Source organism: Paenibacillus phocaeensis (assembly GCF_900021165.1).
GTDB classification, from domain to species: domain Bacteria; phylum Bacillota; class Bacilli; order Paenibacillales; family Paenibacillaceae; genus Fontibacillus; species Fontibacillus phocaensis.
This window is the reverse complement of the sequence record NZ_FCOQ01000018.1, coordinates 823,592-847,528: the sequence shown is the minus strand read 5'-3', so window position 1 is coordinate 847,528 and position 23,937 is coordinate 823,592. Positions and strand designations below refer to the sequence as shown.

At 53.0% G+C, this 23,937-nt stretch carries 24 protein-coding genes, 1 riboswitch and 1 other annotated feature; of the genes, 3 read left to right on the top strand and 21 right to left on the bottom strand.

What is annotated here, in order from left to right:
• Nucleotides 1-5: 5 nt before the first annotated feature.
• Together BN3795_RS13965 and BN3795_RS13960 are read right to left on the bottom strand one after the other, a co-directional pair.
• Nucleotides 6-626, bottom strand: coding sequence for a genetic competence negative regulator (locus BN3795_RS13965; protein ID WP_068785234.1), 621 nt, complete (start codon nt 624-626; stop codon nt 6-8).
• Between the two features lie 202 nt (nt 627-828).
• Nucleotides 829-1,218 carry a hypothetical protein gene (locus BN3795_RS13960; protein WP_068785233.1) on the bottom strand — a complete coding sequence of 130 codons (390 nt, stop codon included), beginning with the start codon at nt 1,216-1,218 and terminating at the stop codon, nt 829-831.
• A gap of 87 nt (nt 1,219-1,305) precedes the next feature.
• Between BN3795_RS13960 and BN3795_RS13955 the strand changes: the two genes are divergently transcribed.
• Nucleotides 1,306-2,199, top strand: coding sequence for a polysaccharide deacetylase family protein (locus tag BN3795_RS13955; protein WP_068785232.1), 894 nt, complete (start codon nt 1,306-1,308; stop codon nt 2,197-2,199).
• 68 nt (nt 2,200-2,267) lie between these two features.
• On the opposite strand, the gene BN3795_RS25565 is transcribed toward BN3795_RS13955, so the two are convergent.
• Together BN3795_RS25565 and BN3795_RS13945 are read right to left on the bottom strand one after the other, a co-directional pair.
• Entirely contained in the window at nt 2,268-2,954 is a 687-nt protein-coding gene (locus BN3795_RS25565; RefSeq protein ID WP_198524709.1) for a hypothetical protein, read from the bottom strand.
• Nucleotides 2,951-3,544: a CPBP family intramembrane glutamic endopeptidase gene (locus tag BN3795_RS13945; protein WP_068785230.1), complete on the bottom strand. Its 594-nt coding sequence runs from the start codon at nt 3,542-3,544 to the stop codon at nt 2,951-2,953. Before BN3795_RS13945 ends, BN3795_RS25565 begins: the two co-directional genes overlap by 4 nt.
• 69 nt (nt 3,545-3,613) lie before the next feature.
• Between BN3795_RS13945 and BN3795_RS13940 the strand changes: the two genes are divergently transcribed.
• Nucleotides 3,614-4,534: a hypothetical protein gene (locus tag BN3795_RS13940; RefSeq protein ID WP_068785229.1), complete on the top strand. Its 921-nt coding sequence runs from the start codon at nt 3,614-3,616 to the stop codon at nt 4,532-4,534.
• A gap of 181 nt (nt 4,535-4,715) precedes the next feature.
• Nucleotides 4,716-4,940 (top strand) — a binding site (T-box leader).
• Between the two features lie 239 nt (nt 4,941-5,179).
• Complete coding sequence (gene serA, locus BN3795_RS13935) at nt 5,180-6,769, top strand: phosphoglycerate dehydrogenase (protein WP_068785228.1); 1,590 nt, start codon at nt 5,180-5,182, stop codon at nt 6,767-6,769.
• A gap of 105 nt (nt 6,770-6,874) precedes the next feature.
• Here the strand turns inward: serA and BN3795_RS13930 are convergent, their stop codons facing one another.
• From BN3795_RS13930 to ribD, 17 genes are all read right to left on the bottom strand, one after another.
• Nucleotides 6,875-8,314, bottom strand: coding sequence for an ATP-binding protein (locus tag BN3795_RS13930; protein WP_068785227.1), 1,440 nt, complete (start codon nt 8,312-8,314; stop codon nt 6,875-6,877).
• Nucleotides 8,315-9,031: a response regulator transcription factor gene (locus BN3795_RS13925; RefSeq protein WP_068785226.1), complete on the bottom strand. Its 717-nt coding sequence runs from the start codon at nt 9,029-9,031 to the stop codon at nt 8,315-8,317. It abuts the gene before it with no gap.
• Between the two features lie 65 nt (nt 9,032-9,096).
• Complete coding sequence (ccsA, locus tag BN3795_RS13920) at nt 9,097-10,362, bottom strand: cytochrome c biogenesis protein CcsA (protein WP_068785225.1); 1,266 nt, start codon at nt 10,360-10,362, stop codon at nt 9,097-9,099.
• Nucleotides 10,359-12,029 (bottom strand): cytochrome c biogenesis protein ResB, encoded by a 1,671-nt coding sequence (gene resB / locus BN3795_RS13915; RefSeq protein ID WP_068785407.1) that lies wholly within the window; start codon nt 12,027-12,029, stop codon nt 10,359-10,361. Before resB ends, ccsA begins: the two co-directional genes overlap by 4 nt.
• A 22-nt stretch (nt 12,030-12,051) precedes the next feature.
• On the bottom strand, nt 12,052-12,579 hold the full coding sequence (locus BN3795_RS13910) for a peroxiredoxin family protein (protein WP_068785224.1): 528 nt from the start codon (nt 12,577-12,579) through the stop codon (nt 12,052-12,054).
• A gap of 367 nt (nt 12,580-12,946) precedes the next feature.
• The gene (locus BN3795_RS13905; RefSeq protein ID WP_068785223.1) at nt 12,947-13,693 is read right to left on the bottom strand and encodes a pseudouridine synthase; all 747 of its coding nucleotides are present in this window, start codon (nt 13,691-13,693) and stop codon (nt 12,947-12,949) included.
• Between the two features lie 150 nt (nt 13,694-13,843).
• Nucleotides 13,844-14,377 (bottom strand): spore maturation protein, encoded by a 534-nt coding sequence (locus BN3795_RS13900; RefSeq protein ID WP_068785222.1) that lies wholly within the window; start codon nt 14,375-14,377, stop codon nt 13,844-13,846.
• A 6-nt stretch (nt 14,378-14,383) separates the two neighbouring features.
• Nucleotides 14,384-15,013 carry a nucleoside recognition domain-containing protein gene (locus BN3795_RS13895; protein WP_068785221.1) on the bottom strand — a complete coding sequence of 210 codons (630 nt, stop codon included), beginning with the start codon at nt 15,011-15,013 and terminating at the stop codon, nt 14,384-14,386.
• 44 nt (nt 15,014-15,057) lie between these two features.
• Nucleotides 15,058-16,260: a D-alanyl-D-alanine carboxypeptidase family protein gene (locus tag BN3795_RS13890; RefSeq protein WP_068785220.1), complete on the bottom strand. Its 1,203-nt coding sequence runs from the start codon at nt 16,258-16,260 to the stop codon at nt 15,058-15,060.
• Between the two features lie 140 nt (nt 16,261-16,400).
• Nucleotides 16,401-16,880 (bottom strand): GerW family sporulation protein, encoded by a 480-nt coding sequence (gene ytfJ / locus BN3795_RS13885; protein WP_068785219.1) that lies wholly within the window; start codon nt 16,878-16,880, stop codon nt 16,401-16,403.
• Nucleotides 16,853-17,536, bottom strand: coding sequence for a DUF2953 domain-containing protein (locus tag BN3795_RS13880; protein WP_068785406.1), 684 nt, complete (start codon nt 17,534-17,536; stop codon nt 16,853-16,855). Before BN3795_RS13880 ends, ytfJ begins: the two co-directional genes overlap by 28 nt.
• 150 nt (nt 17,537-17,686) lie before the next feature.
• Complete coding sequence (gene scpB, locus BN3795_RS13875) at nt 17,687-18,409, bottom strand: SMC-Scp complex subunit ScpB (RefSeq protein ID WP_232729926.1); 723 nt, start codon at nt 18,407-18,409, stop codon at nt 17,687-17,689.
• The gene (locus tag BN3795_RS13870; RefSeq protein WP_068785218.1) at nt 18,378-19,175 is read right to left on the bottom strand and encodes a segregation and condensation protein A; all 798 of its coding nucleotides are present in this window, start codon (nt 19,173-19,175) and stop codon (nt 18,378-18,380) included. Before BN3795_RS13870 ends, scpB begins: the two co-directional genes overlap by 32 nt.
• A gap of 118 nt (nt 19,176-19,293) precedes the next feature.
• Nucleotides 19,294-19,761, bottom strand: a complete 468-nt coding sequence (ribH, locus tag BN3795_RS13865) for a 6,7-dimethyl-8-ribityllumazine synthase (protein WP_068785217.1) — start codon at nt 19,759-19,761, stop codon at nt 19,294-19,296.
• A 63-nt stretch (nt 19,762-19,824) separates the two neighbouring features.
• The gene (locus BN3795_RS13860; protein WP_068785216.1) at nt 19,825-21,063 is read right to left on the bottom strand and encodes a bifunctional 3,4-dihydroxy-2-butanone-4-phosphate synthase/GTP cyclohydrolase II; all 1,239 of its coding nucleotides are present in this window, start codon (nt 21,061-21,063) and stop codon (nt 19,825-19,827) included.
• Between the two features lie 541 nt (nt 21,064-21,604).
• A complete protein-coding gene (ribE, locus tag BN3795_RS13855) occupies nt 21,605-22,282 on the bottom strand; it encodes a riboflavin synthase (RefSeq protein ID WP_068785215.1) in 678 nt (225 codons plus the stop codon).
• A complete protein-coding gene (gene ribD / locus BN3795_RS13850; protein ID WP_068785214.1) occupies nt 22,282-23,409 on the bottom strand; it encodes a bifunctional diaminohydroxyphosphoribosylaminopyrimidine deaminase/5-amino-6-(5-phosphoribosylamino)uracil reductase RibD in 1,128 nt (375 codons plus the stop codon). The genes ribE and ribD overlap by 1 nt, the downstream gene beginning before the upstream one ends.
• Before the next feature lie 289 nt (nt 23,410-23,698).
• Nucleotides 23,699-23,863, bottom strand: a riboswitch (FMN riboswitch).
• Nucleotides 23,864-23,937 lie beyond the last annotated feature (74 nt).

Below are 23,937 nucleotides of genomic sequence, written 5' to 3'. Positions count from 1 at the left end.
CAATATCAATCCTGACGTTTGAAGTGGCTGCAAATCGTATCCACTGCGTGATCCGCCATAATCAAATTCCCGTATTCCTCCAGCATCGCTGTCGTCACCGAAGTTGCTTCACCAAACTCAGCTAATACCGCAATCAAAGCAGGGTGTTTGCCCTCCTCCAATTCCTCCGGTTCCAGCTGAAGAACCCATTTCCCATTATATTTATACAGTCTGCCGGCGTTCTGAATCATGGATTTAAGCACATGCGCCGCTTCGATCAGATTTTCGAAATCGTCAAAGGAATACAGAATCGTATCACTTTGCTCCAGCGTAACTTCCATCTCGTAGACTTCTTCCGGCAGTTCATCCTCATAAGGCGAGCCGATCCCGTGTTGATGGTGATCGTATTTGCCGCGCGTTACGATGACGACCATTCCTTGTGCAGGAAGGGCGAACACTTCCACAGCCAACGGCCCGGTGGCGTCAAAGCCCACTTCATTATAAGCCTGATCCATCATTTCAGTGAACAGGTCATGGACTTTGGGGATTTCTTGCCACATGTCCTCTTTCTGTATACCGCGTTCGCTTAAATCGTCAAACGTGAGGAAAATCCGTATCTTATCCTGGCCTAGTCTTTCTATCTTCATACAGGATCCTCCTCTCTCTATCCGTGTTATAAACAGATTATGAAACCTGCTGTCAAATGTGCTGGAAATGGTTCTTTGTATGTATGTTATCACTTATTTCCTCTAAATGCACGCTTTAAAATAGACCAAAAAAGAATCATTTTCCGTTCCCCGAATCAGGGGACAGAAAATGATTCTTAAGCTGGTTTTCGTGCAGCCGATTTTACAATCCCGGTACCGGTGTATTCGTCTCTTTGAGAATGGCTTCGACCTCGCGGCGCACATCCGCATCGCCTTTAATGAAGTCCTTCAGCTGCTTCAAACTGTATTCCTTCGAATGATTCGAACCGGCCGCTGAACTTGAGCCGGAACTGGGAAACACCTGGGCATTTGCCCCTGTTGCCTTCGCTGCGGGTGGGGACGCCGAAGCATCCGTCTTCAGCGCTGCCGAAATATCCTCGGTCGCCCCTTGACGATTCGAGGTGGTCCCGGCGAACTTCAGTGCCGAACCCGCACCGTTCATTACGGACATCAGACTTTGCTTCCGTCTTGAAGCCCACACTGTAGCAAAGACGCCAACCAGAATCCCACCTAAAAATGAGGAAGATTTCACGTAAAAAACCTCCTTGGTTATGTTAAAATCATCTGTAGTGTTCGCGGTTTACTTTAAACTCATGCGGCATAAATACAGGAAAGCGAGATGACCCCTTTGCTCCCCAAGAAACTCCTGCCCCTCGCCGCCGCTTGTCTTATTCTTAGCGCATGCGGCCAAACGAATGCATCAATGAACCAAGCGGTATCCAACCAAAATGTCCCTGCGGCAGAAGCAACCTCGCCGGAAGGCGGTACGGCGACAGGTCAAGCCAGCGGGCAGACGGAAAGTTCAATCGCGGCTGAACCGGACGCAGCCTCCGGCAATACGGTCGAAGCTCCGCCAACGCTGCAGTACCACATTAATAAAGCCTATAATGTTGCTCCAAACGATGAGACAATTGACAAGAAGGTCGTTCTGCTCACATTTGACGATGGACCGAAAGAGAAGGAAATGATCGACGGCCTGATCGACACGCTGGATAAGCATCAGGCCAAAGCGATCTTCTTCGTGAACGGGTACCGCGTGAAAGCTCATCCCGAATTGCTGCAGCTGATTCAAGATCGCGGACAAATCATCGGCAATCACAGCTGGGATCACATCGACTTGAAGAAAGAATCCGCAGCGAGCATGCGCAAACAAATCGAGGATGTCCAAGCCATCGTGAAGGAAACAACGGGCGAAGCGCCCCGGTTCTTCCGTCCGCCCTTCGGATCGGGCAACGACACAACCCATCAAATCGCGGAAGAGAACGACTTAATTTACATGACTTGGTCCAACGGTTCTCTCGACTGGGACAGCAAGAACAAAAACAAGCCGGAAGCGGTTATCGCTAATGTGCTTGAACAGCTCCATGCGGGCAGCAACATCCTGATGCACGAGCTCCCTTGGACCGTAGAAGCGTTGGATGAGCTCCTCACCCAGTTGGAACAGAAAGGCTATGGATTTGTGGACCCGCGGAGTATCGGACCTGCCCCAGCCAAGACCGAGAGCGGGAAGTAACTCAGAGATGCTTGCAATACAAAACCGTCAGGAGCATGTCTCCTGACGGTTTGTTAAGGTTCGGCAAACTATAAACCATGGCTTTTGCCCCACGGCGAATCGCTAACCCCCCACCACAACAAATAAATCAGAATAATAACAAAGATGTAGAGGAGCGAATTATAAAACCAACGAGTCATCTTCAATCGCTGCGAGGGATACAGTTCTTTGCGTGTCGGCAACATTTCCAGAACCGGCTCCATTCCCGGGATCGCAAGCGAATCACCCCGTTCGTCGCCCAGCTGCCCTCCCGGCGCCTGACCGGAAATCATCTCTGAGACGAGCGGCAGCGGCTGAACCGGCTCCTTCAACTTCGCCAATGCCGCGACAGCCGCGGACTCAAATTTATCGTCGCTAGCGGCTCGCGGTTTGACGGATTCCGGCTTCGACACCGCCGGAGCCGGTCTCCCCCGCCGCCGCTCGTCAGGCCCGGTCAATCGCGGGATCAACAATCGAACCATCGTCTCGTCCCCAATTGCCGGCTTCTTCTCCGCAGGCGGTTGGGGTACCCCCTCTTCTAGAATGAGGGGCAACCCCTCTATGCTCTTCGCACTTTGGGATCGGGCGGCTGCGGCCGGCCGTACAGCGTCTGCAGCTTCCGGCACGGGTTCTGTTGCAGCCATTCCGGAGGCAAGAGTCCATGATGCTGCGGAAGCGCTGAGTTTTGTTCGATTTTGCTGACCGTAACGGTCCATTCGGCTTAAATGTTCGTTCATGACTCCCTCCGGAATTTGATCACCAGTCCTGATACCATATCAATCAGGAAGTGACATAGGATCGGCGCCCAAAGCGTCCCCGTTTGGACATAGATGAATCCAAGTCCATAGCTGCTCGCGAACACCCATGCCGTTGGAATCCAGTGCCGAAGATATCGGACATGAATGGCCGCGAACAGGATACTTGTCCAGTAAGGACCTATCCCATGCTGGATGGCCCCCCGGAACAACAATTCCTCACAGAGCGCCACCATCGCAGAGATCACGGCAATATGCCAGATCGGACGATTGCGGAAAAGCAGCGAGTTAATGCCGCCGTCGTCCATGCTTTCCTCGGAGATGAACCGGGACAGAAGCATGTCCGCGACGAACATCACGACCGCTAATCCCGCCCCCCAGTACAAAAATTCGACACTTTTCGGAAAAACCAGCAGGTGTAACGGGTTTCTTTTCTGAAAAAACAGGATGACCAGACCGATAAATAAGGTAAGTCCTTGCGTTAGATACAAGTTAATAAGCAGCAGACGATCATTCAGTTGACCGGGGTCGACTTTTTGAATTTTTACTTCACGGAATTTGAACTTTTTCATAGTTTTTGTCAAACCCTGTCCTTTATATTATTCTAGCGCATTCAAATCAATATGGTAAGGAGCATCCTCATGATTCGTAAAAAAAATACCAAATTCGAAATGCTGTTCGCCCTTGGTTTTCTCGCCACGCTGATTATTGCGTTCGGGACTTTCTTCATCGGGCTCAATATCGGAATCGACAAGACCGAAGCGAAGTACGCCTATCTCAAAGCCGTGCCGCCCGGCAAGGAAAACGAAGTCTCTTATCAGCAGCAGGACCTGGTCACGTTCTACTACGTGGTGTTCCAGCCTTATCAGCAATTTAAGGAAGACTATCTCACCCTGGTCGAAGACATGTCCCGCAGCAACTCGAAATCGGTCTCTTCAGGCGCGATGAAGGAAATCCGCGAGAAAGCGAAAACCAGCTACGAGCAAATCGCTGCGCAGTCCATTACGGATTCCTCCCCCTTGCTGAAAGAGGCTCAAACCGATTATTTAAAGAGCTTGAAGCTGTTCTCGGATAGCGTTGACCAGGTGAAGGCCAAGGCGGGAAGCCAAAAGGGGGCAGAGCTGGCCAAGGCGTTCGCCCAGGACGAATTCACGGTAAGCGCAAAGAACTACGGCCTGCAGGCCCAGAAGAAATATTACTCCTCGATCTTGAAATGGACCGCAAAAGTGAAAAGCGGGATTCCCGCCGATTACACTTGCAAGACGAACATCGGGACCCAAGAATGGGCCGGCTATTCGCTGGCTGTGAAAAATAAAGCCATTACCGATATGATGGTGAACGAGCAGCTTTATGTATCGTATCTTCCGCAGGACATGACCGCCAAGATCGATCAACTGATTGCAAGCGGGAAGGCCGATGCGCTTAATTTATCCTCCGTCACCTCGATTGTTAAGGTTTTAACGGAAACCGATGCCGTCAAAAACAAGGAGTTCGCGAAATGGAAGTCCACGTATTATGCTTCCGAATCACTGCCGGAGCTGCCTTTCTTTACAGAGGATTAAGCGTTTAGGGCTCATCGCCTTAATCAGACGGTTTTCGACATTAGTAAAATCATAACCAAAATTTTAGGTGGATTCAAGTTTGGGCTAAATCCGAACGAAACCGTCTGACTTTGTAAAAATGTTCAGGTTAGTGTTGACACTTTACCGAGGGGCGTGTTACATTATGAAAAATTACATCTCATGAAACACGTTGAAGGAAAAAAGTGTTCGGAAAGCTTCCAGAGAGCCGGTGGTGCTGCAAACCGGCAGCGGAACGAATACTTTAGCGCTCCAGAGTCGCTGCGTTGAAGCTTGAGTAGGCGCAGCCGGTGAACCCGTTATCGTTCTGTCAGCAATGACAACTGAGGCTGCTTCTGTGAAGGCGCAGCGAATTAGGGTGGTACCACGAACAACTCTCGTCCCTTACTACGGAAGTAGTGTGCGGATCGAGAGTTTTTTGATTTCCACCCATGGAGCTAATGCTTACGGCGGAACATCGGCGCTTCGGAGCACCTCTGCTCTTTTGCGCGGTGACAGGACACAGCGTTGACGAGAAAACACATCCTGGCTTATGAACCACATCAGCTTATGCTTCTGAAGAAAGCGATGAATGCATTCTTTCCAAGGAAGCCTTGCTATATAAAACTTTTAGGAGGGTCAATTATCATGTTTAAAGTGTTAGTATCGGATCCGATCAGTGACTTGGGGATTCAACAACTGATGGAAGCCGCCGACGTTGAGGTGGACAAGAAGCCGGGACTCAGCGAAGACGAATTGGTGCAGATTATTCCGCAGTATGACGGTCTGCTGGTCCGCAGCCAAACGAAAGTAACCGAAAAAATCATGGAAGCCGGGACCCGCTTGAAAGTCATTGGACGCGCAGGCGTTGGGGTCGACAACATCGATCTGGAATCCGCAACCAAGCGCGGGATCATCGTCATTAACGCTCCGGACGGCAACACGATCACGACGTGTGAACATGCCTTCGCGATGATGATGGCGCTGGCCCGTCATATTCCGCAAGCCTACGCCAAGACGATTAACGGGGAATGGGATCGCAAATTCCTCGGGGTCGAGCTGCGCAACAAAACGTTGGGGGTCCTGGGTATGGGCCGGATCGGCAGCGAGGTCGCAAAACGGGCTAAAGCATTTGGCATGGACATTCTCGGGTATGACCCCTTCCTTACCGAGGATCGGGCCGAGAAGCTCGGCGTGAAGCTCGCTACCGTGGATGAGATCATTCGCAATGCCGACTTTATTACAGTGCATACGCCGTTGACGCCGGAAACGAAGCATATGATCGCCCGTCCGCAGTTTGAAGTCATGAAGAAAGGGATGCGCATCGTTAACTGTGCCCGCGGCGGGATTATTGACGAAATGGCGCTGGTTGAAGCGATTGACCAAGGCATTGTCGCCGGTGCCGCCTTCGACGTGTTCGAGAAAGAACCGCCGGAAGCCGACCATCCTTTCCTGAACCATCCGAAAATCATCGTAACCCCGCACCTCGGCGCCTCCACCGTGGAAGCCCAGGAGAACGTGGCGATCGACGTATCGGAGCAAGTGCTCCATATCCTGCGGAATGAGCCGTTCAAGAACGCCGTGAACATGCCGCCGGTAGCGGCCAGTGTCATGAACAAGCTGCAGCCTTACTTCGGGCTGGGTGAGCAAATCGGCATCTTCCTCTCGCAGCTGAATAATCAAGCCGTGAAGGAAATTCATGTCGACTATGCCGGAGATCTGGCAGAAGTTGATACGCAGCCGCTCACCCGCTACATTATCAAAGGGGTGCTGTCCCGCCATTTCGGAGGGGATGTCAATATCGTCAACTCGATGCATCTGGCAAAAGTTCGCGATATCAACGTTGTCGTATCACAAGCTTCGGCCACGAAGGGCTTCACGAACTTAATCTCCGTTGCGCTGAAAACCCAGGACGGTTCGGAGCGCCGGGTTGCCGGGACGCTATTGAACGGATATGGCGCGCGGATCGTGCAAATCGATAAATTCCCGGTCGACGTAGCGCCGGAGGGACATCTGATCTTCATCTCGCATAACGACAAACCGGGAATTATCGGACACGTCGGCACGCTGCTTGGGAAGAACGATGTCAACATCGCCTCCATGCAGGTAGGACGCAAGCTGGTTGGCGGCGAGGCCATTATGGTGCTGACGGTGGATAAAGCCGTGACGAAGGAAGTTCTGGACGAGCTGACGAAGCTTCCGGAGCTTAACAAAGCGCTGCAAATCATCTTTGCTTAAGTCCGCCTGGACCTGAATCCCGAAGTATTGTTCCACGATGAACAAGATTTATCTGCGGCATTCAACAAAAAAACATCCTTCTTCGCGAAGGATGTTTTTTGTTGATTACGCGGTTTGTTCCTTTTCGACAGGAAGCACAAAATGGAATATCGTACCTTTGCCGATTTCGCTATCCGCCCAAATCTTCCCGTGATGCGCGTCGATAATGTTCTTAACGATGGAGAGCCCGAGTCCCGTGCCCCCATTCTCCCCGCGAACGCGGGCCTTGTCGGCTTTGTAGAAGCGGTCAAAGATAAACCGTACATCGTCGCTGGGTATACCGACGCCCGTATCTGCCACGGTCGCGTGAAGCTGGTGGCCTGATCCCCCGGGTTCCATGCGGGCCGTCACTTCCACCTTCCCTCCTTCCGGCGTATGCCGGAAAGCATTATCCAACAGGTTGGTGAGCACCTGCTCCATCCGATCTTCGTCGGCTTGCAGCTTCAGCTCGCTAGCTTCCAGTTCCAACACAAGCTCAACGCCGTTCTCCTTGGCGCGAACTTGAAATTTACGATACACTCGCTCGGCCAATTCGCGGAAATCGAGCTGGCGCATCACCATATCGGTATGACCCGCCTCCATGCGTGCCAGGTCCAGCAAATCGCGAACCAGCCTTCCCATCCGCAGCGATTCGTCGTAAATCACCTGAGCGAGCTCCGCGCTCTCTTCCGGCGACGAAGCCATACCGTCCAGCAACGCTTCGCTATAGCCCTGCATCATCGAGAGCGGGGTCCGGATTTCGTGGGACACGTTCGCAACGAAGTCGCGCCGCATCTTCTCCAGACTCACCTCTTCGGTCACATCGCGGAGCACCGCAACCGCCCCGCGGATCTCGCCGTCCGAAGACAGCGGCGCCATATGCACGGACCATACGCCTTTCATGACGTGAACGTTCATTTTCTGGTCGCTTTCCTGGCTGAGCAGCCGACGGAACATCGGAAGCAGCGGCTGCGGAACCACCTGACCTTCACCGATGGGGGCAGGCCGATCCTCCCCCTCTTCCTCAGTCAGATCGCCCCACATCTGCAGAATCTGATCGCCCGGCGGGTTGGTCAAGATGACATAGCCGTCCCGATTCAAGGTGATCACCGCATCGTTCATGCTGCGCAGCACGCTGGAAAGATGCTCTTTCTCATGCTTCAGGCTGCGGATCGTATTGTCCAGTTCTTCCGCCATATGATTGAACGTGATCGCCAGTTCGCCGATCTCATCGCTCGTACGGAGCGACAGGCGAGTATCGTACTTGCCCTTGCGCACCGAATCGGTAGCTTGGATCAGCTGCTGCATCGGTTGGGTGATCTTGGTGAACAGAAACAACGCGAAAAACGTCGTGAGCGAAAATCCGATCATCGCAACGATAACGAATAGTCGTTTGACCGCTCCGGAGTTCGTAAAATTCGTATCGATGTACGGCAGCAGAAACAAACCCATCAACATTAGGACGCAGGCCACCAGGCAAATGATCGTAATCCACAGCTTACCGACGAGCGTTCTCCAGAAGTTCACTTATTTCGAAACCTCCAGCTTGTAGCCGACGCCCCATACCGTGGTGATCATCGCGGCGGATTCCGGCGAGACCTTGTTCAGCTTCTCGCGCAGCCGTTTGACATGGGTATCGACCGTGCGCAAATCGCCAAAAAACTCATAATTCCATACATCCTTCAACAATTCTTCCCGGGAGAACACCTTATCCGGCGAAACCGCCAGGTAATGCAGCAGCTCATACTCCTTCGGAGTCAAGCTGACCTCTTGGCCGCTGGCTGTCACCCGATGGGCATCATGCTCAATCACGAGATGAGGGAACACGATATTGTTGCTAGTCCCGCTTTCCTTGGTCAAATAAGCCGTTGCGGAAGCGCGCCGCATAATCGCTTTGACTCGGTAGATGACCTCGCGAGGGCTGAACGGCTTCACGACATAATCGTCCGCCCCGACCTCAAAGCCTTGCACGCGGTTAATCTCCTCGCCTTTGGCCGTCAGCATCAGCACCGGCGTAGCTTTGACTTGTCTCAATCGGTTACAGACCTCGACGCCGTCAATGCCCGGCAGCATAACGTCGAGCAGAATCAGGCCGTAGTCGCCGGAGGTCGCCATTTTCAGCGCGGTCTCCCCGTCTTCCGCTTCATCGATTTCGTAGCCTTCTTTTTCCAAGTACATCTTCAGCAGCCGGCGAATCCGCTCTTCATCATCGACGACCAGAATGCGGTTTGTTTGATCTGACATTAACAACAACCCCTTCATCATCTTACCCAATCAGTTGAGCAATCCATATGGTCTTCTTGTCTGGGTTAATCGGTACCCGCATAGGAGTGCAGACCCGCTATGATCAGGTTCACCCCTACGAGCGTAAACATGACGACCAGGAATCCCAGGACGGCCAGCCACGACGACTTGCGCCCCTGAAATCCCCGCGACAAGCGCAAATGCAGATAGGCACTGTAAAATAGCCAGGTGATGAGCGCCCATACTTCCTTCGGATCCCAGCCCCAAAATCTGCCCCAAGCCTGCTGAGCCCAGATCATTGCAAAGACCAGCGCCCCCAGCGTAAAGATCGGAAACCCGATCGCGATCGCCCGGTAACTGATCTCATCCAGATCATCCGGATCGATGCTTCGCAGTGCCGGTGACAGCGCCGTGCCGAGCGGTTTGCGAAGGATCAATCGGAGCAGCAGATAAAGCACGGTCCCTGTTAGTATAGCCCAAATCACCGTGTTCAGTTTACGGCCGGCCGTATCTCCCCGCATCCAGGAAGGTGCGTCAAATAACGGTTTCTTCATGCCGAGGAACGGCTGAATTTGCTCGGGTTCACTGTGATGCGGACCGACGATCGGTGGCAGATTATAGATTTCTTTATCTTCTATTGTACTATCTTGATCTACTTGGCTGTCAATCGTTGTCTGATTTTGTACGAATACAGCTTCATATCCGGCAGCCCGGAAGGCGAAAACGGAAACAATAAAGCCCAATACTATAATAATAGAAAAAAGCGTAAATTCAACCCACCATTTTTGCCGCCGGCCTGGCCGGTCGGTGGCTGAGAAATCCACGGCCCGCAGCAGATACATCAACCCGGCGATAAAGCCAACGGCGAAAAATGCCTCGCCGGTAGCGGCCAGCGTGACGTGAATGTAGAGCCAGATGGAGCGCAGCGACGGAATCAACGGCTGTACATCCTGCGGGAAAACCGCGGCATACGCCATAATCAGGATCGCCAGCGGGAGGGCGAACATCCCCAGCAAGATTTTACGGTAAATGATAAAGACGATAGTAAAAGCCACCATAATCATCATCGACAAAAAAGACATAAATTCGTACATATTGCTGACCGGCACGTGTCCGCTATAAGCCCAGCGAGTACCGCAATAGATCAGATGCGACAGCAGGCCAAGCGAGGAGACGCTAAACGAAATACGCCCCCATTTCGCCTCATGTCGCTCCGGATCGCGATTGCGCCACGTTTTTCCCGTTACAGCCACCACATAGAAAATAAAAGCCGCGCAATAAAGCAAAAAGGCTGTCATAAAGGCGACTCTACTGATTTCCAGAAAATTCATGGACGTTTCCCCCTGTTTTCCAATGACTTCTCATCCGCTTCCACGCCCATTGATTGGAGGAAGGCGGCGACTTCGCGGCGCATGCCAAACCAATTCTTCGTCGTGTGTCCGCCCAGCGTCAGCTGACGGCCGTCCACACGCAGCCAAATGCGGCGATGCTGCCAGTAAAATCCTAAGATCAATCCAAGCATGACGATCCCCAGTCCCAGCCAAACGAACGGCATCGCCCGGTCAATCCGGATGTTCAGATAACTGGACGCTTCCACAAAATCCACGTCCTCCATTCCGAGCACATCGAGCTGCAGCTTCGATTGAGCGCCGCCTAGCTGCTTGTTGATTGCATCCTGTTGGAACCGTTCCTTGTCGATCTGCTTGGGAAAATAAAGGTATTGCGTGCCTTCGTCCGGAAGATCCGGTCCCTGGATCAAGAACAAAAAGGCAGGTGCATTGGGCTCGCCGGAGATGGACACCGGCTGCCCCTGGTCGTTCAGGGAAAAATCCATATATTTGTTTTGCAGGGTGAGCCGATAAGGGCCAACTTCGAACTCGCGCTGCGGATTTCTCATATCCAATTGGAATTTGCCGTACGATTCTCCGGTTTGGGCATTAACTAAAGCCGGCTGTACGGATCTCAGCTTTGGCGTGAGATCGAAGTCGAACTGGTACGCCTGAAATCCCTTGTAGCTGAGCGGATCGTTGACCTGAATGGCATGGCGCTTCACTTCCCGGAGCTGCGGCTCCTTGGACGGATCGTCGCAATCGGCCGTGCATTCATACAGAACCGCTTGCGTCTCGAACAGCTTAGGAACTACTTTGCCTCTTGCTTTGAAGTCTTCGGACATTTCATCTTCGCTGTAATACTCCACCGTAAACTTCTCGTTTTTCAAATACAGGTTGGTTTCCGGAATCCGTGTGACCTCCCCTTCCGGGAACCAATAATGTTTGTCCAGATGTAATCCCGGCAAACCGCGGAACAAAACCGCGAGAAGAAAGACGATCAGCCCGATATGAATAATATACGGGCCCCAGCGGCTGAACCGCTGCTTCTCAGCCAGCAAGGCGCTGCCTTCCGTGTATACGCGGTAATGCTTCTTCCGCAAAGGCTGAACGGCCCGCTCAACCCAGTCTGCGCCTTCTTCGCGGATCTCCCCCTGGTATACCACTTTCTGGCGGGTGAGGAATTCCAGGTGCTTGCGCACTTTTTGCTTTGAAAGCGCTTTGTAAAGCGGAAGCACGCGATCCAGGCTGCAGATGACCAGCGAAGCGCCGATCATGACCAGCAGCAGGATAAACCACCAGGATTCATACGTATGAGATAAACCCAGTCGGTAATAGATCTCGCCGATCGTCCCGTATTTATTCTTATAGAAGGTAGAGGGGTCAAAATTAATGAAATTGCTTTCCTGCTCAAATATCGTCCCTAACATCGCGCCAACCAGTGTGATGAGGATCAGATAGACGGCAACTTTCACGGAGGAGAAGAAATTCCAGATCCGATCAATCACATTTGGATTGGCTCGCTGCGACCGCCGGGCCACCCCGTCGTATCGCATCTCCAGCAGCCCTCCCGGCTGCTCGTCCTCGAACAGCGGTTTGCCGCAAGCTTCGCATAACACGGTTCCAACCCGATTTTGGTGGCCGCATTCGCATTTTGTATTTTGGATCACCAATCATGTCCTCCTCTCGTTGTCAAAGACCCACCAGCTGCCTGATTTGGTCATCCAGCGTATCCAAGTTCAGCTCGCCCTGATGAATGGAGGAGATTTTGCCGTTCTTGCCGATAAAGAAGGTCGTTGGCATCGGTACGATGCCGTAATCGCGCGTCGTCGTATTATCGGAATCAAATAAAATGGGAAAATCCACACCCGTCTGCTTGACGAAATTTTGCACGGTCATCTCGTCTTCGCCCGTGTTAATCCCCAGCACAACAACGCCTTGATCGCGCCATTTATTCGCCTGGGCTTGCAGTGCAGGCATCTCTTTCACGCAATAGGTGCACCAGGTGGCCCAGAAATTCAGAACGACCGCTTGGCCCTTGTAGTCGTCCAGGGTATGTACCTGTCCATCCAAACCGAGCAGCTTAAAGGCCGGCGGCTTACCGCCTTGCTTCGGTTTATCGGCTTCGCCGCCGGACACCGCTGTCCCGATGGCATAGCCGCCAAGGACAACGATCAGCAGCAAAATGACGATTTGGATCGGCCGTCTCGCTTTCCCCATAGTGAACTTCCTTTCTATGATAATTATCATAAGTGTTGAACAAATCGTGAACACTCTATGAACATTATAACGAAATTTGCCGCAGTTTCAGCCCGGGGAAATATGAATATTATGTGACGCGCTAGAAATGAGGTGATTTTTGGTAACTCCGTGCGGAATTTTAGGCTTGTTCGCGGATTTCTCTGATTTCCTAAATTCATATAGGGTAGAAATCCGCTCACAAGGGCAACCACTGCCGTTTCTTCAGAATCATTTCACACTTTGCCATTCTCCGCTTTTTCTAAGTTCAACTTTAGAGTTCATGTTCTTAGAACATTAGCCGTTTCAGCTTCTATTTCCCTTCTTCGTTACCACTTTCACCGCATTTCTAGCGCTTAGGGGTGGGGGGAGTCGTGGTGCGGGCTTGTTTATAGAGGCTTTCGACCTCTTCTTTGGTCAAATGGCGGTAGAGGCCGCGCTTCAGGTTGCCCAAATACAAATCGCCAAAGGAGATGCGCTTCAGCTTCGTCACCGGGTGCGAGATCGCATCAAACATGCGTCGTACCTGGCGATTTCGCCCCTCATGGATCGTGATGGAAATCGTCGAAAACTTCCCTTCCGGATCGATATCTTGATATTCGACTTCGGCAGGAGCCGTCATTCCGTCCTCCAGCATCACGCCCTGCTTCAGCTTGTCCAAGGCCGAGCCGTGCGGCACCCCTTTGACTGTTGCATGGTACGTCTTCGGTACATGATGCTTCGGATGCGTCAGCAAATGAGCGAATTCGCCGTCATTGGTCAGCAATAACAGTCCTTCCGTATCGTAGTCGAGCCGGCCTACCGGATATACCCGCTCCGTAATTCCTTTTAAATAATCGGTGACGATTTTACGGCCCTGGGGATCGGAAGCGCTTGTGATAACCCCTTTCGGTTTGTTGAACACAAGGTACAGCTTCTTCTCCGCGCCGATCGCTTTGCCGTCAACGGTAATGACGTCCGTGGACGGATCGGCTTTCGTGCCGAGCGTCGTAACGGTTTCTCCGTTCACCTGAACTTTGCCGCTCAGAATTAATTCCTCGCATTTGCGGCGCGATGCTACACCTGCAGCGGCTAATATTTTCTGTAATCTCTCCATTTTCGCTAAGTCACCTCATACACATGATACCCACCGAAAGCTAAAATCACAATAGCCGCGCGGAGAAACAGCAAAAACCGCCTCAGAGCTGGGCAGCTCAAAGCGGTCCTGAACGGTTCTTGCCAAACGGAGTCATATATATGTAAGGAATTATCCGAATAAGAGCAGACATACGGCAATCGCCGCGATAAAGCCGACCACATCCGAGAATAATCCAACCTTTAAGGCGTAACGGCCATTGCGAATTCCCACGGCGCCGAAATAGACGGTCAATACGTATAACGTTGTATCCGTGCTCCCTTGAATCGTGGAGGCGATTCGGCCGATCATCGAATCCGGTCCATAGGTCTTAATCAGGTCGGTAGTAAATGCGAGTGAACCCGTCCCCGTCAGAGGCCTGAGGAAACCGAGCGGCAGCACTTCCGGGGGAACCTGCAACCAGGCCAGGAAGGGAGCCATCCAACCGACGAAGAAATCCAGCGCACCGGAGGCACGAAATACGCTGATGGCCACCATCATGCCCACCAGGTGCGGGATAATGCCAATCGCGGTGGAGAAGCCATCCTTCGCCCCGTCCACAAACGATTCGTAGACCGGTACCTTTTTGAAATACGCATAAAGCGGAATAAAGGCAATCATTACAGGTACGGCCCAGGCAGATATTAGATTGATCCAGTCCAGCAACGTGCCTCACCCTTTCAGCGAGATATTGGGCGGCGCCGTAGTCTGCGGCGGGGTGCGATAGGTATTCCGCCTGCGATACCAGCGGTCGGCCACAATGGCCGCCATCGTGGCGATCGCGGTCGCGAGCAGCGTTGAACCAACGATCTCTGCCGGATTCGCGGAATGGAAGTTAATGCGGATGGCGATCAGCGTGGTCGGAATCAACGTAATGCTTGCGGTGTTTAAGGCCAGCAAGGTACACATCGCCGGGGAAGCCGTTTGTTTGTCCGGATTCAGCTCCTGCAAAGCCTGCATGGCGCGAATCCCCATTGGCGTTGCCGCATTCCCAAGCCCCAGCAGATTGGCGCTCATGTTCGACAAGATATACCCCATAGCCGGATGGTTCTTCGGAACATCGGGGAATAAATAGGCCACAACCGGCCCGAGCAGCCGGGAAATGGTCTTGACCAGCCCGGAGTCCTCTGCCAGCCGCATGATCCCCAGCCAAAATACCAGGACGCTGATTAAGCCGAAACAGACGGTTACGCCGGTCGCCGCCCCATCAAATGCCGCTTGCGTCACCGTCCCGATGTCCCCCTTAATGGCAGCAAAGAGAAAACCGATCAAAATGAGTGCAAGCCAAATTTTATTGACCATTCTTCCTTCTCCCTCCTCGGCCCTGTCCAGCTAAGCTACAGTGATTACACATCAAACAGCAGGGATCTCAGCACTTTCTTCAGCGACCCGGTCCAATCGGCTGGCAGCCGAATCATCTGACGGTCCAGGGCGGATCCAAAGGCACCCCCCGCTTTCGGCGCGCCTTGACCTTCCGATGGAGACGGTCGATAGCTGATTTTTTCGTACACCGGCACCGTGCCGATCTCTTCGCCCTTCAAAAGAACGCTGATATTTCCGCGATAACCAAACGAGCCTGTGCGTGCCGTGGTCAGCTTTAGCCTCCGCTCAATCTGGTCCGCCTCCTCGGGGGCTAACGCATATTTGAACGCCGCCCCGGTGATCAGTCCATTTTCGATCTCTTGCCCTTCCTTGATCAACGTTGTCAGCGGAAAATTGGCGAAGCCATAGTCCAGCAGCTTCCGGTGGTCGTTCCAATCATCGCCGTCATTTAAGGTGACCACAGCAATTTGCTGTCCGCCGCGGGTTGCCGAGCTTACCAGGCACCGTTTGGCGATTTTGGTATATCCGGTTTTGACGCCATCCGCCCCGTCATAGAATCGCAGCATCTTGTTCTTGTTCAGCCATTTATAATCCCAGGGATCGTTAGGATTAGGCGCGGTTTTGCTTGGGGTACGGACGATCTCCTTAAAATGCGGATTTTTCAGCGCATAGCCGGTCAGCTTGGCCAAATCGTTTGCTGTCGAATAGTGGTCTTTGGCATCCAAGCCATGGGGGTTCTGAAAGTGGGTATGCGTTAATCCAAGCAGCTTGGCTTTCTCGTTCATCAAATAAACAAAGCCTTCTTCCGAGCCGCCGACATGCTCGGCAATGGCTGTTGCCGCATCATTGCCCGAACGAAGCATCAGCCCGTAGAGCATATTTTCCAGGCTCATCTCTTCTCCCAATTGGAGATAAATCGAGGAGCCTTCCTTCGCATAAGCATTTCTACCGACCGTAACCGTATCCGACAGCTTGCCATGTTCGATGGCGACGATGGCGGTCATGATTTTGGTCAAGCTGGCGATCGGCAATGGCTCGTCCCCGTGCAAACTGTACAGCAGACGGCCCGAAGTAACGTCGATGACCGCAGCGGCTTGAGCATGGATCGAGGGTGCAGCAGCAGGGGCTGCTTGTACCGCTTGCGGGTTCAGCCAACCGAGCAGGAGAAGAGCGGCCAGCAAGCTGAAGCGAGCACGAAATTTGCGGTCAGGTGTATTTTTCCTCATAAGCTGATTCCTCCGGTAACAGGTACTGTAGCTAGTCCTTGTTTACTTATATGCGATGATCCAAGAGAGTATGTCCCACCTTGGAATCAAGAAAAAGACCCCTCCCGGCAGCCCGGAAAGGATCAACGGTCGAAAGGTGTTTAGGCGAACGGATTGACGCTGGTTCGGGCAGCCGATTCCTGCATCGCTTGTTGTTGTGCGGCTTGTTCCGTTGCCTGTTGGTTCGGGAACATGGACTGGATTCTGTCGATGACACCAGGGACCGAATCGATGATTTTTTCGACCAGATGGGTCTGGTTATCGAGCGGAACGATGTGTACCCCCGGCTTCCCAACGACGAGGAACGCGATCGGATTGATCGAGACCCCGCCGCCGCTGCCGCCGCCAAACGGACGGGCTTTGCCGTGCTCGGACGTATCAGAAGCCGATTTATCCTGGCCGTCCTCAATATTGAAATCACTACCCCCGGCGGCAAAACCAAAACCGACTCGGCTGATCGGCAGAATGACACTGCCGTCCGGCGTTTCAACTGGCTCGCCCACAATCGTGTTAACATCAACCATTTCCTTGATGTTTTCCATGGCAGTTTGCATTAACCCTTGAATAGGATGGTCAGCCATTTCTTCACTCCTCCCTTCACTTTTAGCACGCGAACTATAAGTACCAGTCCAGCATATATAGCATAACCGCAGCGAATTTCCGCTATGCAGCGAAGTTCCATGGAAAATAACGGCGTACCGTCAAATACCGGAACGACAAAAAGCTTAGGTCTTTGCTTTAATCGAATGTGATGACTGAGCCACCCGATGAGCGTGGCTTTGACCCCCCATAGAGCTCCGGTCAAGGTCGCCGTATGAGCCGCGTCCTGCAAACCGACGTTTGTTGACCATTCCAGTTGGTGGAACGATACGCGCCGAAGTGTGGCCCGAAGCCAAACCCGCAACCCGCTGGTCGCCTTAAGCATCCGATCGAACTGGTCTTTCCATTGCTGAACCTGATCCTTGTTCACTTGCTGGTCAACGCTGGAAGACTCTTTCTGCAATACGTTCCCGGGCCGATCTTCCTCGATTTGCAGGCCGTCGCTCCAATTCTTCAACCAAATGGAGGGCACCTGATAACGCAGATGGACAAAGCCATAAAGCATCGTGACATCCAGCAGAATCGTATCGTCCCGGTTCTTCTTGCGCAGGGTTAATTGAAGCGTGATGGTAGACAGCAAAATCAAGGCGGCTATAAGCAGCAGCAGGATCAGGATGCCTCCGAGCCAAATCCACACGGGAAAGCCCTCCATACCTATCAGATAAAAATTCTCCATCGTAGTATGGCTTCCCCAATAGGAAAAAATTCGTTGGGATGTTGACTTCACAACAATGAAGCACAAAAAAACCGGAGGTTCCTCTCCGGCTTTCATAACACCCATTCATTTTTAGTGATCGTTTTCGTTCCCCTGCGGCTGCTCTTGCAGCCCTTCTTGCGGTTCTTCTTGGAATCCTTCATGCACTTCTTCTTCCCGCTTCGCTTGCGGCTCTTCCTGAGGCGCTAAAACCTCACCGTTGACGTCGTCGAAGGTCAGTTGCTGTTCTTCCAGCCGCTGAAACAGCAATTGCGTTTCTTCCTCAAGCTGCTCCGCGCTCTCGAAGTCGGCCAAATCCGGTAGATCCTTCAGGCTAGCCAACCCGAAGTAATCCAGGAACGCTTTGGTTGTGCCATAAAGAATCGGGCGTCCAATCGCTTCAGCGCGGCCAACCTCCTCGATCAGATCCTTATTCACCAGCGAATGAATAGCCCTCTCGGATTTCACTCCGCGGATCTCCTCGATCTCCACCCGGGTAATGGGTTGACGGTAGGCGATGATCGATAACGTCTCGAGCGCAGCCTGGGATAAGGTCGAACGCGAGGGCGAATAAGCCAGACGTTCGAAATAGGGGGCGTGTTCCGGAAGCGTCGCCAGCTGGTAGTTCCCGGCAATCTGCACAATTTGCAGTCCTCTGCCAGCTCGCTCGAAGGACGTCTTCATGTCGAGCAGGGCATCCGAAACCACCTCCTGCCGTTGTTCCGTCACTTCGGCCAGCTGTTTCAGGCTTAAGCCTTCTTCCCCTGCCAGGAACAGCAGCCCCTCAATAATCGATTTCAATTCCTGAAAATTCATCGATCTTTCCTTCCCCTCTCCACTCCATAACAATGTCGTCGAACAGCTTGTTCTGATAGCAGACGATTTGTTTCATCTTCATCAACTCCAGTACAGCCAGAAATGTCACGACGATTTCATGCCGATACATCTCGGGGTGCAGCAGCTTGGAAAATAACAGCCGCCCCCCCTTGCCCGCCTGCTCAAGCGCGGATACGACCTCCTTGATTCGGTCCTTGACGGAGATCTCGTCGCGATGAATTCGAGCGACCGTGTTCCGCTTGGCAGCCCGGCGAATCGCCTTCTGAAAGACGGCGATCAAGTCGGCGGCGTGCAGTCCTTTGACCGGATTCTCCTGCACTTCCGGCATAAACGGGGTTAAATCCTCCGGTTCCTTGGAGAAAATTAAACTTCGTTCCCATTCGCGCTCATGCAAATGCTCGGCGATTCCTTTATACTTGCGATATTCGATCAGCTTGCGGATCAGCTCGTCCCGCGGGTCTTCCTCATCCTCAAGCAAATAATCGAATTCATCATCCAATTCGATCACGGGTGGTTTGGGCAGCAGCTGTTTGCTCTTGATCGACAGCAGCGTCGCCGCCATGACCAGAAATTCGCTGGTCACCTCCAGCTCAAGCTCCTGCATGTCTTGTAAATATTCGAGGTACTGATCGGTAATCTCGCTGATCGAGATCTGATGGATATCAATCTCCGCTTTATCGATGAGGTGCAAGAGCAAATCCAGCGGACCCTCGAAAGTTTCCAGCTTGTACGTTACTGTCGTCAATGAACATCCTCCACCCGTAAGCAAACATGTATGTACATAAGTTTACCTTAAAAATGGTTTGTTGCAAAAGAAAAATGTAGTACCCCTGCGAATCCGGGGTACTACATTAAGATAAGCACTAGTTCAGCTGTTTCGTCAAGTTCGCCATCTCGATGGCCGCCATCGCGGCATCCCAGCCTTTGTTACCCGCTTTGGTCCCCGCGCGTTCGATCGCTTGCTCGATGTTTTCGGTGGTCACGACGCCGAAGATCGTCGGTACTCCGGTTTTAAGTCCAACGGCGGCAACGCCTTTGGCGACTTCGTTGCACACATAATCGTAATGTGTGGTGGAGCCGCGGATGACGGTGCCCAGCGTGATCACCGCGTCGTATTTGCCGCTTTCGGCCAACTTCTGCGCCGCAAACGGGATTTCAAATGCCCCGGGCACCCAGGCCACGTTGATTTCTTCCTCTTTGGCCCCGTGGCGTTTTAAAGCATCCAGCGCACCGGACAGCAGCTTGCTGGTAATGAATTCGTTGAACCGCCCAACAACAATCGCGTATTTTAACCCTTCCGATACTAAATGTCCTTCAAATACGTTTGCCATGAATGAATCAAACCTTTCTATAAGTGGGTTAGTGGATTATTTCTTCAATAAACGGCTTTATTCTTAAACGCGGGAGGATTCGTCCTGCTCCAAATCATCAAAGGTAAGCATATGTCCCAATTTGGCTTGTTTGGTGTGCAGGTATTTGGTGTTATCCTCGTTCTCCTTCATTTGAATCGGAACGCGTTCTACAACCTCCAGCCCGTATCCTTCCAAGCCTTTAATCTTCCGCGGGTTGTTGGTCATCAAGCGGATTTGACGGATCCCCAAATCCTTGAGGATTTGCGCCCCGATTCCGTAATCGCGCAGGTCCGCCGGAAATCCGAGCTTCAGGTTGGCATCGACCGTATCGAAGCCTTGCTCCTGCAGCTTGTAGGCCTTCAGCTTGTTGATCAAGCCGATGCCCCGGCCTTCCTGGCGCATATACAACAGCACCCCTCTGCCTGCCTCCTCAATCTGACGCAGGGCGGCTTCGAACTGCGGGCCGCAGTCGCAGCGGTGGGAATGGAATACGTCCCCGGTCAGACACTCGGAATGCACCCGGACCAGCACCGGTTCGTCGCCATGAATTTCGCCTTTAACCAGGGCGACATGTTCCTTGTTGTCCACGTCGTTGGTATAAGCGACGGCGCGGAATTCACCGTAATCGGTTGGCATGCGCACCTCAACCTCGCGGGTGACCAGCTTCTCCTTCTCATTGCGGTAATGAATCAGGTCCTTGACGCTGATCATTTTCAGATCATGGGTTTTCGCGATTTCCACCAGATCCGGCAGCCGGGCCATCGTCCCGTCTTCCTTGATCACTTCGCAGATCACGCCAGCCGGATACGCACCGCACATCCGAGCCAAGTCAACCGCTGCTTCCGTATGTCCGGCGCGCCGCAGCACGCCGCCCTTCTTGGCAATCAGCGGGAACATGTGGCCCGGCCGGCGGAAATCCGAAGCCTTGGCGTTGGGATCCATGATCGCCTTCACCGTCAAGGAACGCTCATATGCCGAGATCCCTGTCGTTGTCTCCTTATGGTCAATGGAAACGGTAAAGGCCGTCCCGTGGTTATCGGTATTTTGCGCCACCATCGGCTGCAGGTCCAGCTCTTCTGCCCGTTCAGCCGTAATCGGCAGGCAGACCAGACCGCGGCCTTGGGTGATCATGAAGTTGATCACCTCGGGCGTTGCTTTCTCAGCCAGGGCTACAAAGTCTCCTTCGTTTTCCCGGTCTTCGTCGTCAACGACGATGATGACCTTGCCCCGCATCAGTTCGTAAATGGCTTCTTCGACCCGGTCTAATACAATATCACTCATCTCTTCCCCTCCTTATGATATGTAGTTCAAAATGCCGTCTTCGGATCACGGAGCAACAACTCAGAGCGGCGGTTTCGGCGGCGAATCTTGAATTCAGCCGGGCCCTCCGCTGCTCACGTAGCTTCCAGCTACGCTCCGCTGCTCTGTCCCTAGCTTCATCCAACCTTCTTGGTGCTCCAAATTCGACTTTTTGAACTTCTATTGAAGCGGTAGCTCAAAATGCCGTTCTTCGGATCACGAAGCAACTCAAAGCGGCGGTTTCGGCGGCGAGTGGGTCCTGGGTGCCTGGCTAACGGAACTCAGAGACGTTATTTCGCTGCAAATTGGGCGATTCTTGCTCTAACGGAACCAGGAGGTCTTATTTCGAGACTGTACGGCCGATTTACTGCCAATTGACCTCAATAAGGTCTCTGAGTTCCGCTATATCGGGAAATTGCCGGGAAATGAGACAATAAGAGCTCTCCGTTCCGTTACAAGTTACAGCCAAAACGGGATAGGTTCTCGTTCGGCGCCAATCAATCGCATAACGCCCCAGCCTTCATTAAACAAACCCGTTCGCGGCCAGAAAAGGCAGGTTGATTCCCGACTCCCCGCCGTCGCTTACCTCTTCCTCATCAACGCCACCTCTGCCATGCTTCAGCAGATGATCCACGTATTTCCCGAGCACGTCGCATTCCAGATTGACCGTGTCCCCGGCCCGCTTGAAGGCCAGCACCGTTTCGGCCAACGTATGCGGGATGATCGAGATCGTAAACGTGCCGCCGTGCGCTTCCACCACCGTCAAGCTGATGCCGTCCACGGCGATCGAACCTTTTGGAATAATGTATTTGAACAAAGACGGCTTATGGGGCTTGATAGTATACACGACCGCATTCTGATCCTGACTCGTTCCGACGATGGTGCCGACTCCGTCGACATGCCCCTGAACGATATGGCCGCCGAATCTCCCGTTTGCTGCCATTGCCCGCTCCAGATTAACGCGGCTCCCGGGCTTCAAATCCTTCAGGTTGGTGTTGCGGTACGTTTGCGGCATCACATCCACCGTAAAAGAGGAAGCGTCGAACGAAGTGGCGGTTAAGCATACCCCGTTAACCGAGATGCTGTCGCCCAGCTTGATGCCTTCCGTGACAACCTTGGCCGAGAGGTTTAGCAGCATCGCCTCGCCCTTGCGGCTGATCGATTTCATTATGCCGATTTCCTCCACAAGTCCTGTAAACATCAGTGATCTCCCTCCTTCCTTTCAGCCTGCGCCCAGACCGGGATTCCTCGGATGCACACATTATCCCCGATTTGTTCCACTTCCATGTCGCGCAAGGAGACAGCCTCTCGCATGAAATCATAGCCAGAGAAACGAAAGCTTGCAGGTGCTTCGCTACCGCCCACGAGCTTAGGGGCATAGAACAGGACGATTTCATCAACGAGCTGCTGTTCCAACAGCGAGCCGTTCAGTTGTCCTCCCCCTTCGACAAGTACGGAGGAAATTCCCCGTTTGCCAAGCTGCTTGAGCGCTTCCCGGAGATCCACCCGCGGGCCGCTGCCGCAGCGGATGATCTCCGCGCCGCGTCCGGCCAGGCGCTCGGCTTTGGCCGGGTCCGCCTGCTCCGTAGTTAAAATCCACGTTGGCGCCGCCCCGTCGCTCAGCACCTTTGCCGTCTCCGGGATGCGCAGCGTCGAATCCGCGATCACGCGAATCGGCGACAAGCCCGGAACGGACAAGCGGGTCGTTAGCTGCGGATCATCGGCGGCAATCGTCGAAACCCCGACCATAATCGCCTGATGGCGGTGGCGCATCGTGTGCACGATTTCGCGCGCCTTCTCGTTGGAGATCCATTTGCTGTCCCCGGTGCGGCTCGCAAGCTTCCCATCCAGCGTGCTGGCGGATTTGATCGTCACATACGGCATGCCGGTCGTGATGAACTTAATAAAGCGACGATTCAGCTTCAAAGCCCGCTCGCGCAGCACACCAACTTCCACCTCAATCCCAGCGGCGCGAAGCCATCCAATCCCTTTCCCGGCGACGAGAGGATTCGGATCTTTGCAAGCAACCACGACACGTCGGACTTTCTCTTGAATCAATCGCTCCGCGCAAGGTGGTGTCAAACCGTAATGACTGCAAGGCTCCAGCGTAACATAGACCGTGCTGCCCTCCGCCCGGGAACCGGCCATGTTCAAGGCGTGCACTTCGGCATGCGGAGTTCCCCTCTCCAGATGGATGCCGAGGCCTACTAACGTTCCGTCTTTGACGACAACAGCGCCGACAACCGGATTGGTTCCGGTTTGTCCGAGCGCCCGTTCTGCCATATCCAGCGCCAGCGCCATGTAATATTCATCGTCGATCACTTTCATCCGCCGTCCCTCCTTCCGCCAATCCGTATCGCTAAAGATACAAAAACAACCCTACCGCAATCCGGCAGGGTTGATCATGAGAGTAGTTCTACGCAAAATCAAAAGAGCGCCTCGCCTCCTCGTTGTCACCACAGGTCCTTGAATCGACAGGACGACAACGTAAAGACAAAAAGCCGGCATCATCAAGAACATTCACAAAATAATAATCCTTGTGAAAAATAGAACTTGATCAATTGAAGCTCTTTAGGTATGAGCACCGTCGCAAATGAAATCACGTACGTGCTCCCGCGTTTTCCTTCTCCCATCCAGACTATACTGTCGGTCCCGGAATCTCACCGGCTCAGCCGCAAACGCTGTTAGAGCGCTGGCGGGTCACGGACTTGTGCTACACCGGATAACCATCCGATGCGCCATCACCGTCGGTAGGGAATTTCACCCTGCCCCGAAGGATTGCTGCTTATTTAATTGGATCCCATGACAACCTTTAGGTTTGCGATGCGTAATAGTCGTTTGGGTTCTGACTGTCTC

Bases quoted from the DNA above. Each gene is read 5' to 3' on its own strand.
- BN3795_RS13965 (WP_068785234.1), bottom strand. From the start codon at position 626: ATGAAGATAGAAAGACTAGGCCAGGATAAGATACGGATTTTCCTCACG.
- BN3795_RS13955 (WP_068785232.1), top strand. From the start codon at position 1,306: ATGACCCCTTTGCTCCCCAAGAAACTCCTGCCCCTCGCCGCCGCTTGT.
- BN3795_RS25565 (WP_198524709.1), bottom strand. From the start codon at position 2,954: ATGAACGAACATTTAAGCCGAATGGACCGTTACGGTCAGCAAAATCGA.
- BN3795_RS13945 (WP_068785230.1), bottom strand. From the start codon at position 3,544: ATGAAAAAGTTCAAATTCCGTGAAGTAAAAATTCAAAAAGTCGACCCC.
- BN3795_RS13940 (WP_068785229.1), top strand. From the start codon at position 3,614: ATGATTCGTAAAAAAAATACCAAATTCGAAATGCTGTTCGCCCTTGGT.
- serA (WP_068785228.1), top strand. From the start codon at position 5,180: ATGTTTAAAGTGTTAGTATCGGATCCGATCAGTGACTTGGGGATTCAA.
- BN3795_RS13925 (WP_068785226.1), bottom strand. From the start codon at position 9,031: ATGTCAGATCAAACAAACCGCATTCTGGTCGTCGATGATGAAGAGCGG.
- ccsA (WP_068785225.1), bottom strand. From the start codon at position 10,362: ATGAATTTTCTGGAAATCAGTAGAGTCGCCTTTATGACAGCCTTTTTG.
- BN3795_RS13910 (WP_068785224.1), bottom strand. From the start codon at position 12,579: ATGGGGAAAGCGAGACGGCCGATCCAAATCGTCATTTTGCTGCTGATC.
- BN3795_RS13905 (WP_068785223.1), bottom strand. From the start codon at position 13,693: ATGGAGAGATTACAGAAAATATTAGCCGCTGCAGGTGTAGCATCGCGC.
- BN3795_RS13895 (WP_068785221.1), bottom strand. From the start codon at position 15,013: ATGGTCAATAAAATTTGGCTTGCACTCATTTTGATCGGTTTTCTCTTT.
- BN3795_RS13890 (WP_068785220.1), bottom strand. From the start codon at position 16,260: ATGAGGAAAAATACACCTGACCGCAAATTTCGTGCTCGCTTCAGCTTG.
- ytfJ (WP_068785219.1), bottom strand. From the start codon at position 16,880: ATGGCTGACCATCCTATTCAAGGGTTAATGCAAACTGCCATGGAAAAC.
- scpB (WP_232729926.1), bottom strand. From the start codon at position 18,409: ATGAATTTTCAGGAATTGAAATCGATTATTGAGGGGCTGCTGTTCCTG.
- ribH (WP_068785217.1), bottom strand. From the start codon at position 19,761: ATGGCAAACGTATTTGAAGGACATTTAGTATCGGAAGGGTTAAAATAC.
- BN3795_RS13860 (WP_068785216.1), bottom strand. From the start codon at position 21,063: ATGAGTGATATTGTATTAGACCGGGTCGAAGAAGCCATTTACGAACTG.
- ribE (WP_068785215.1), bottom strand. From the start codon at position 22,282: ATGTTTACAGGACTTGTGGAGGAAATCGGCATAATGAAATCGATCAGC.
- ribD (WP_068785214.1), bottom strand. From the start codon at position 23,409: ATGAAAGTGATCGACGATGAATATTACATGGCGCTGGCGCTGGATATG.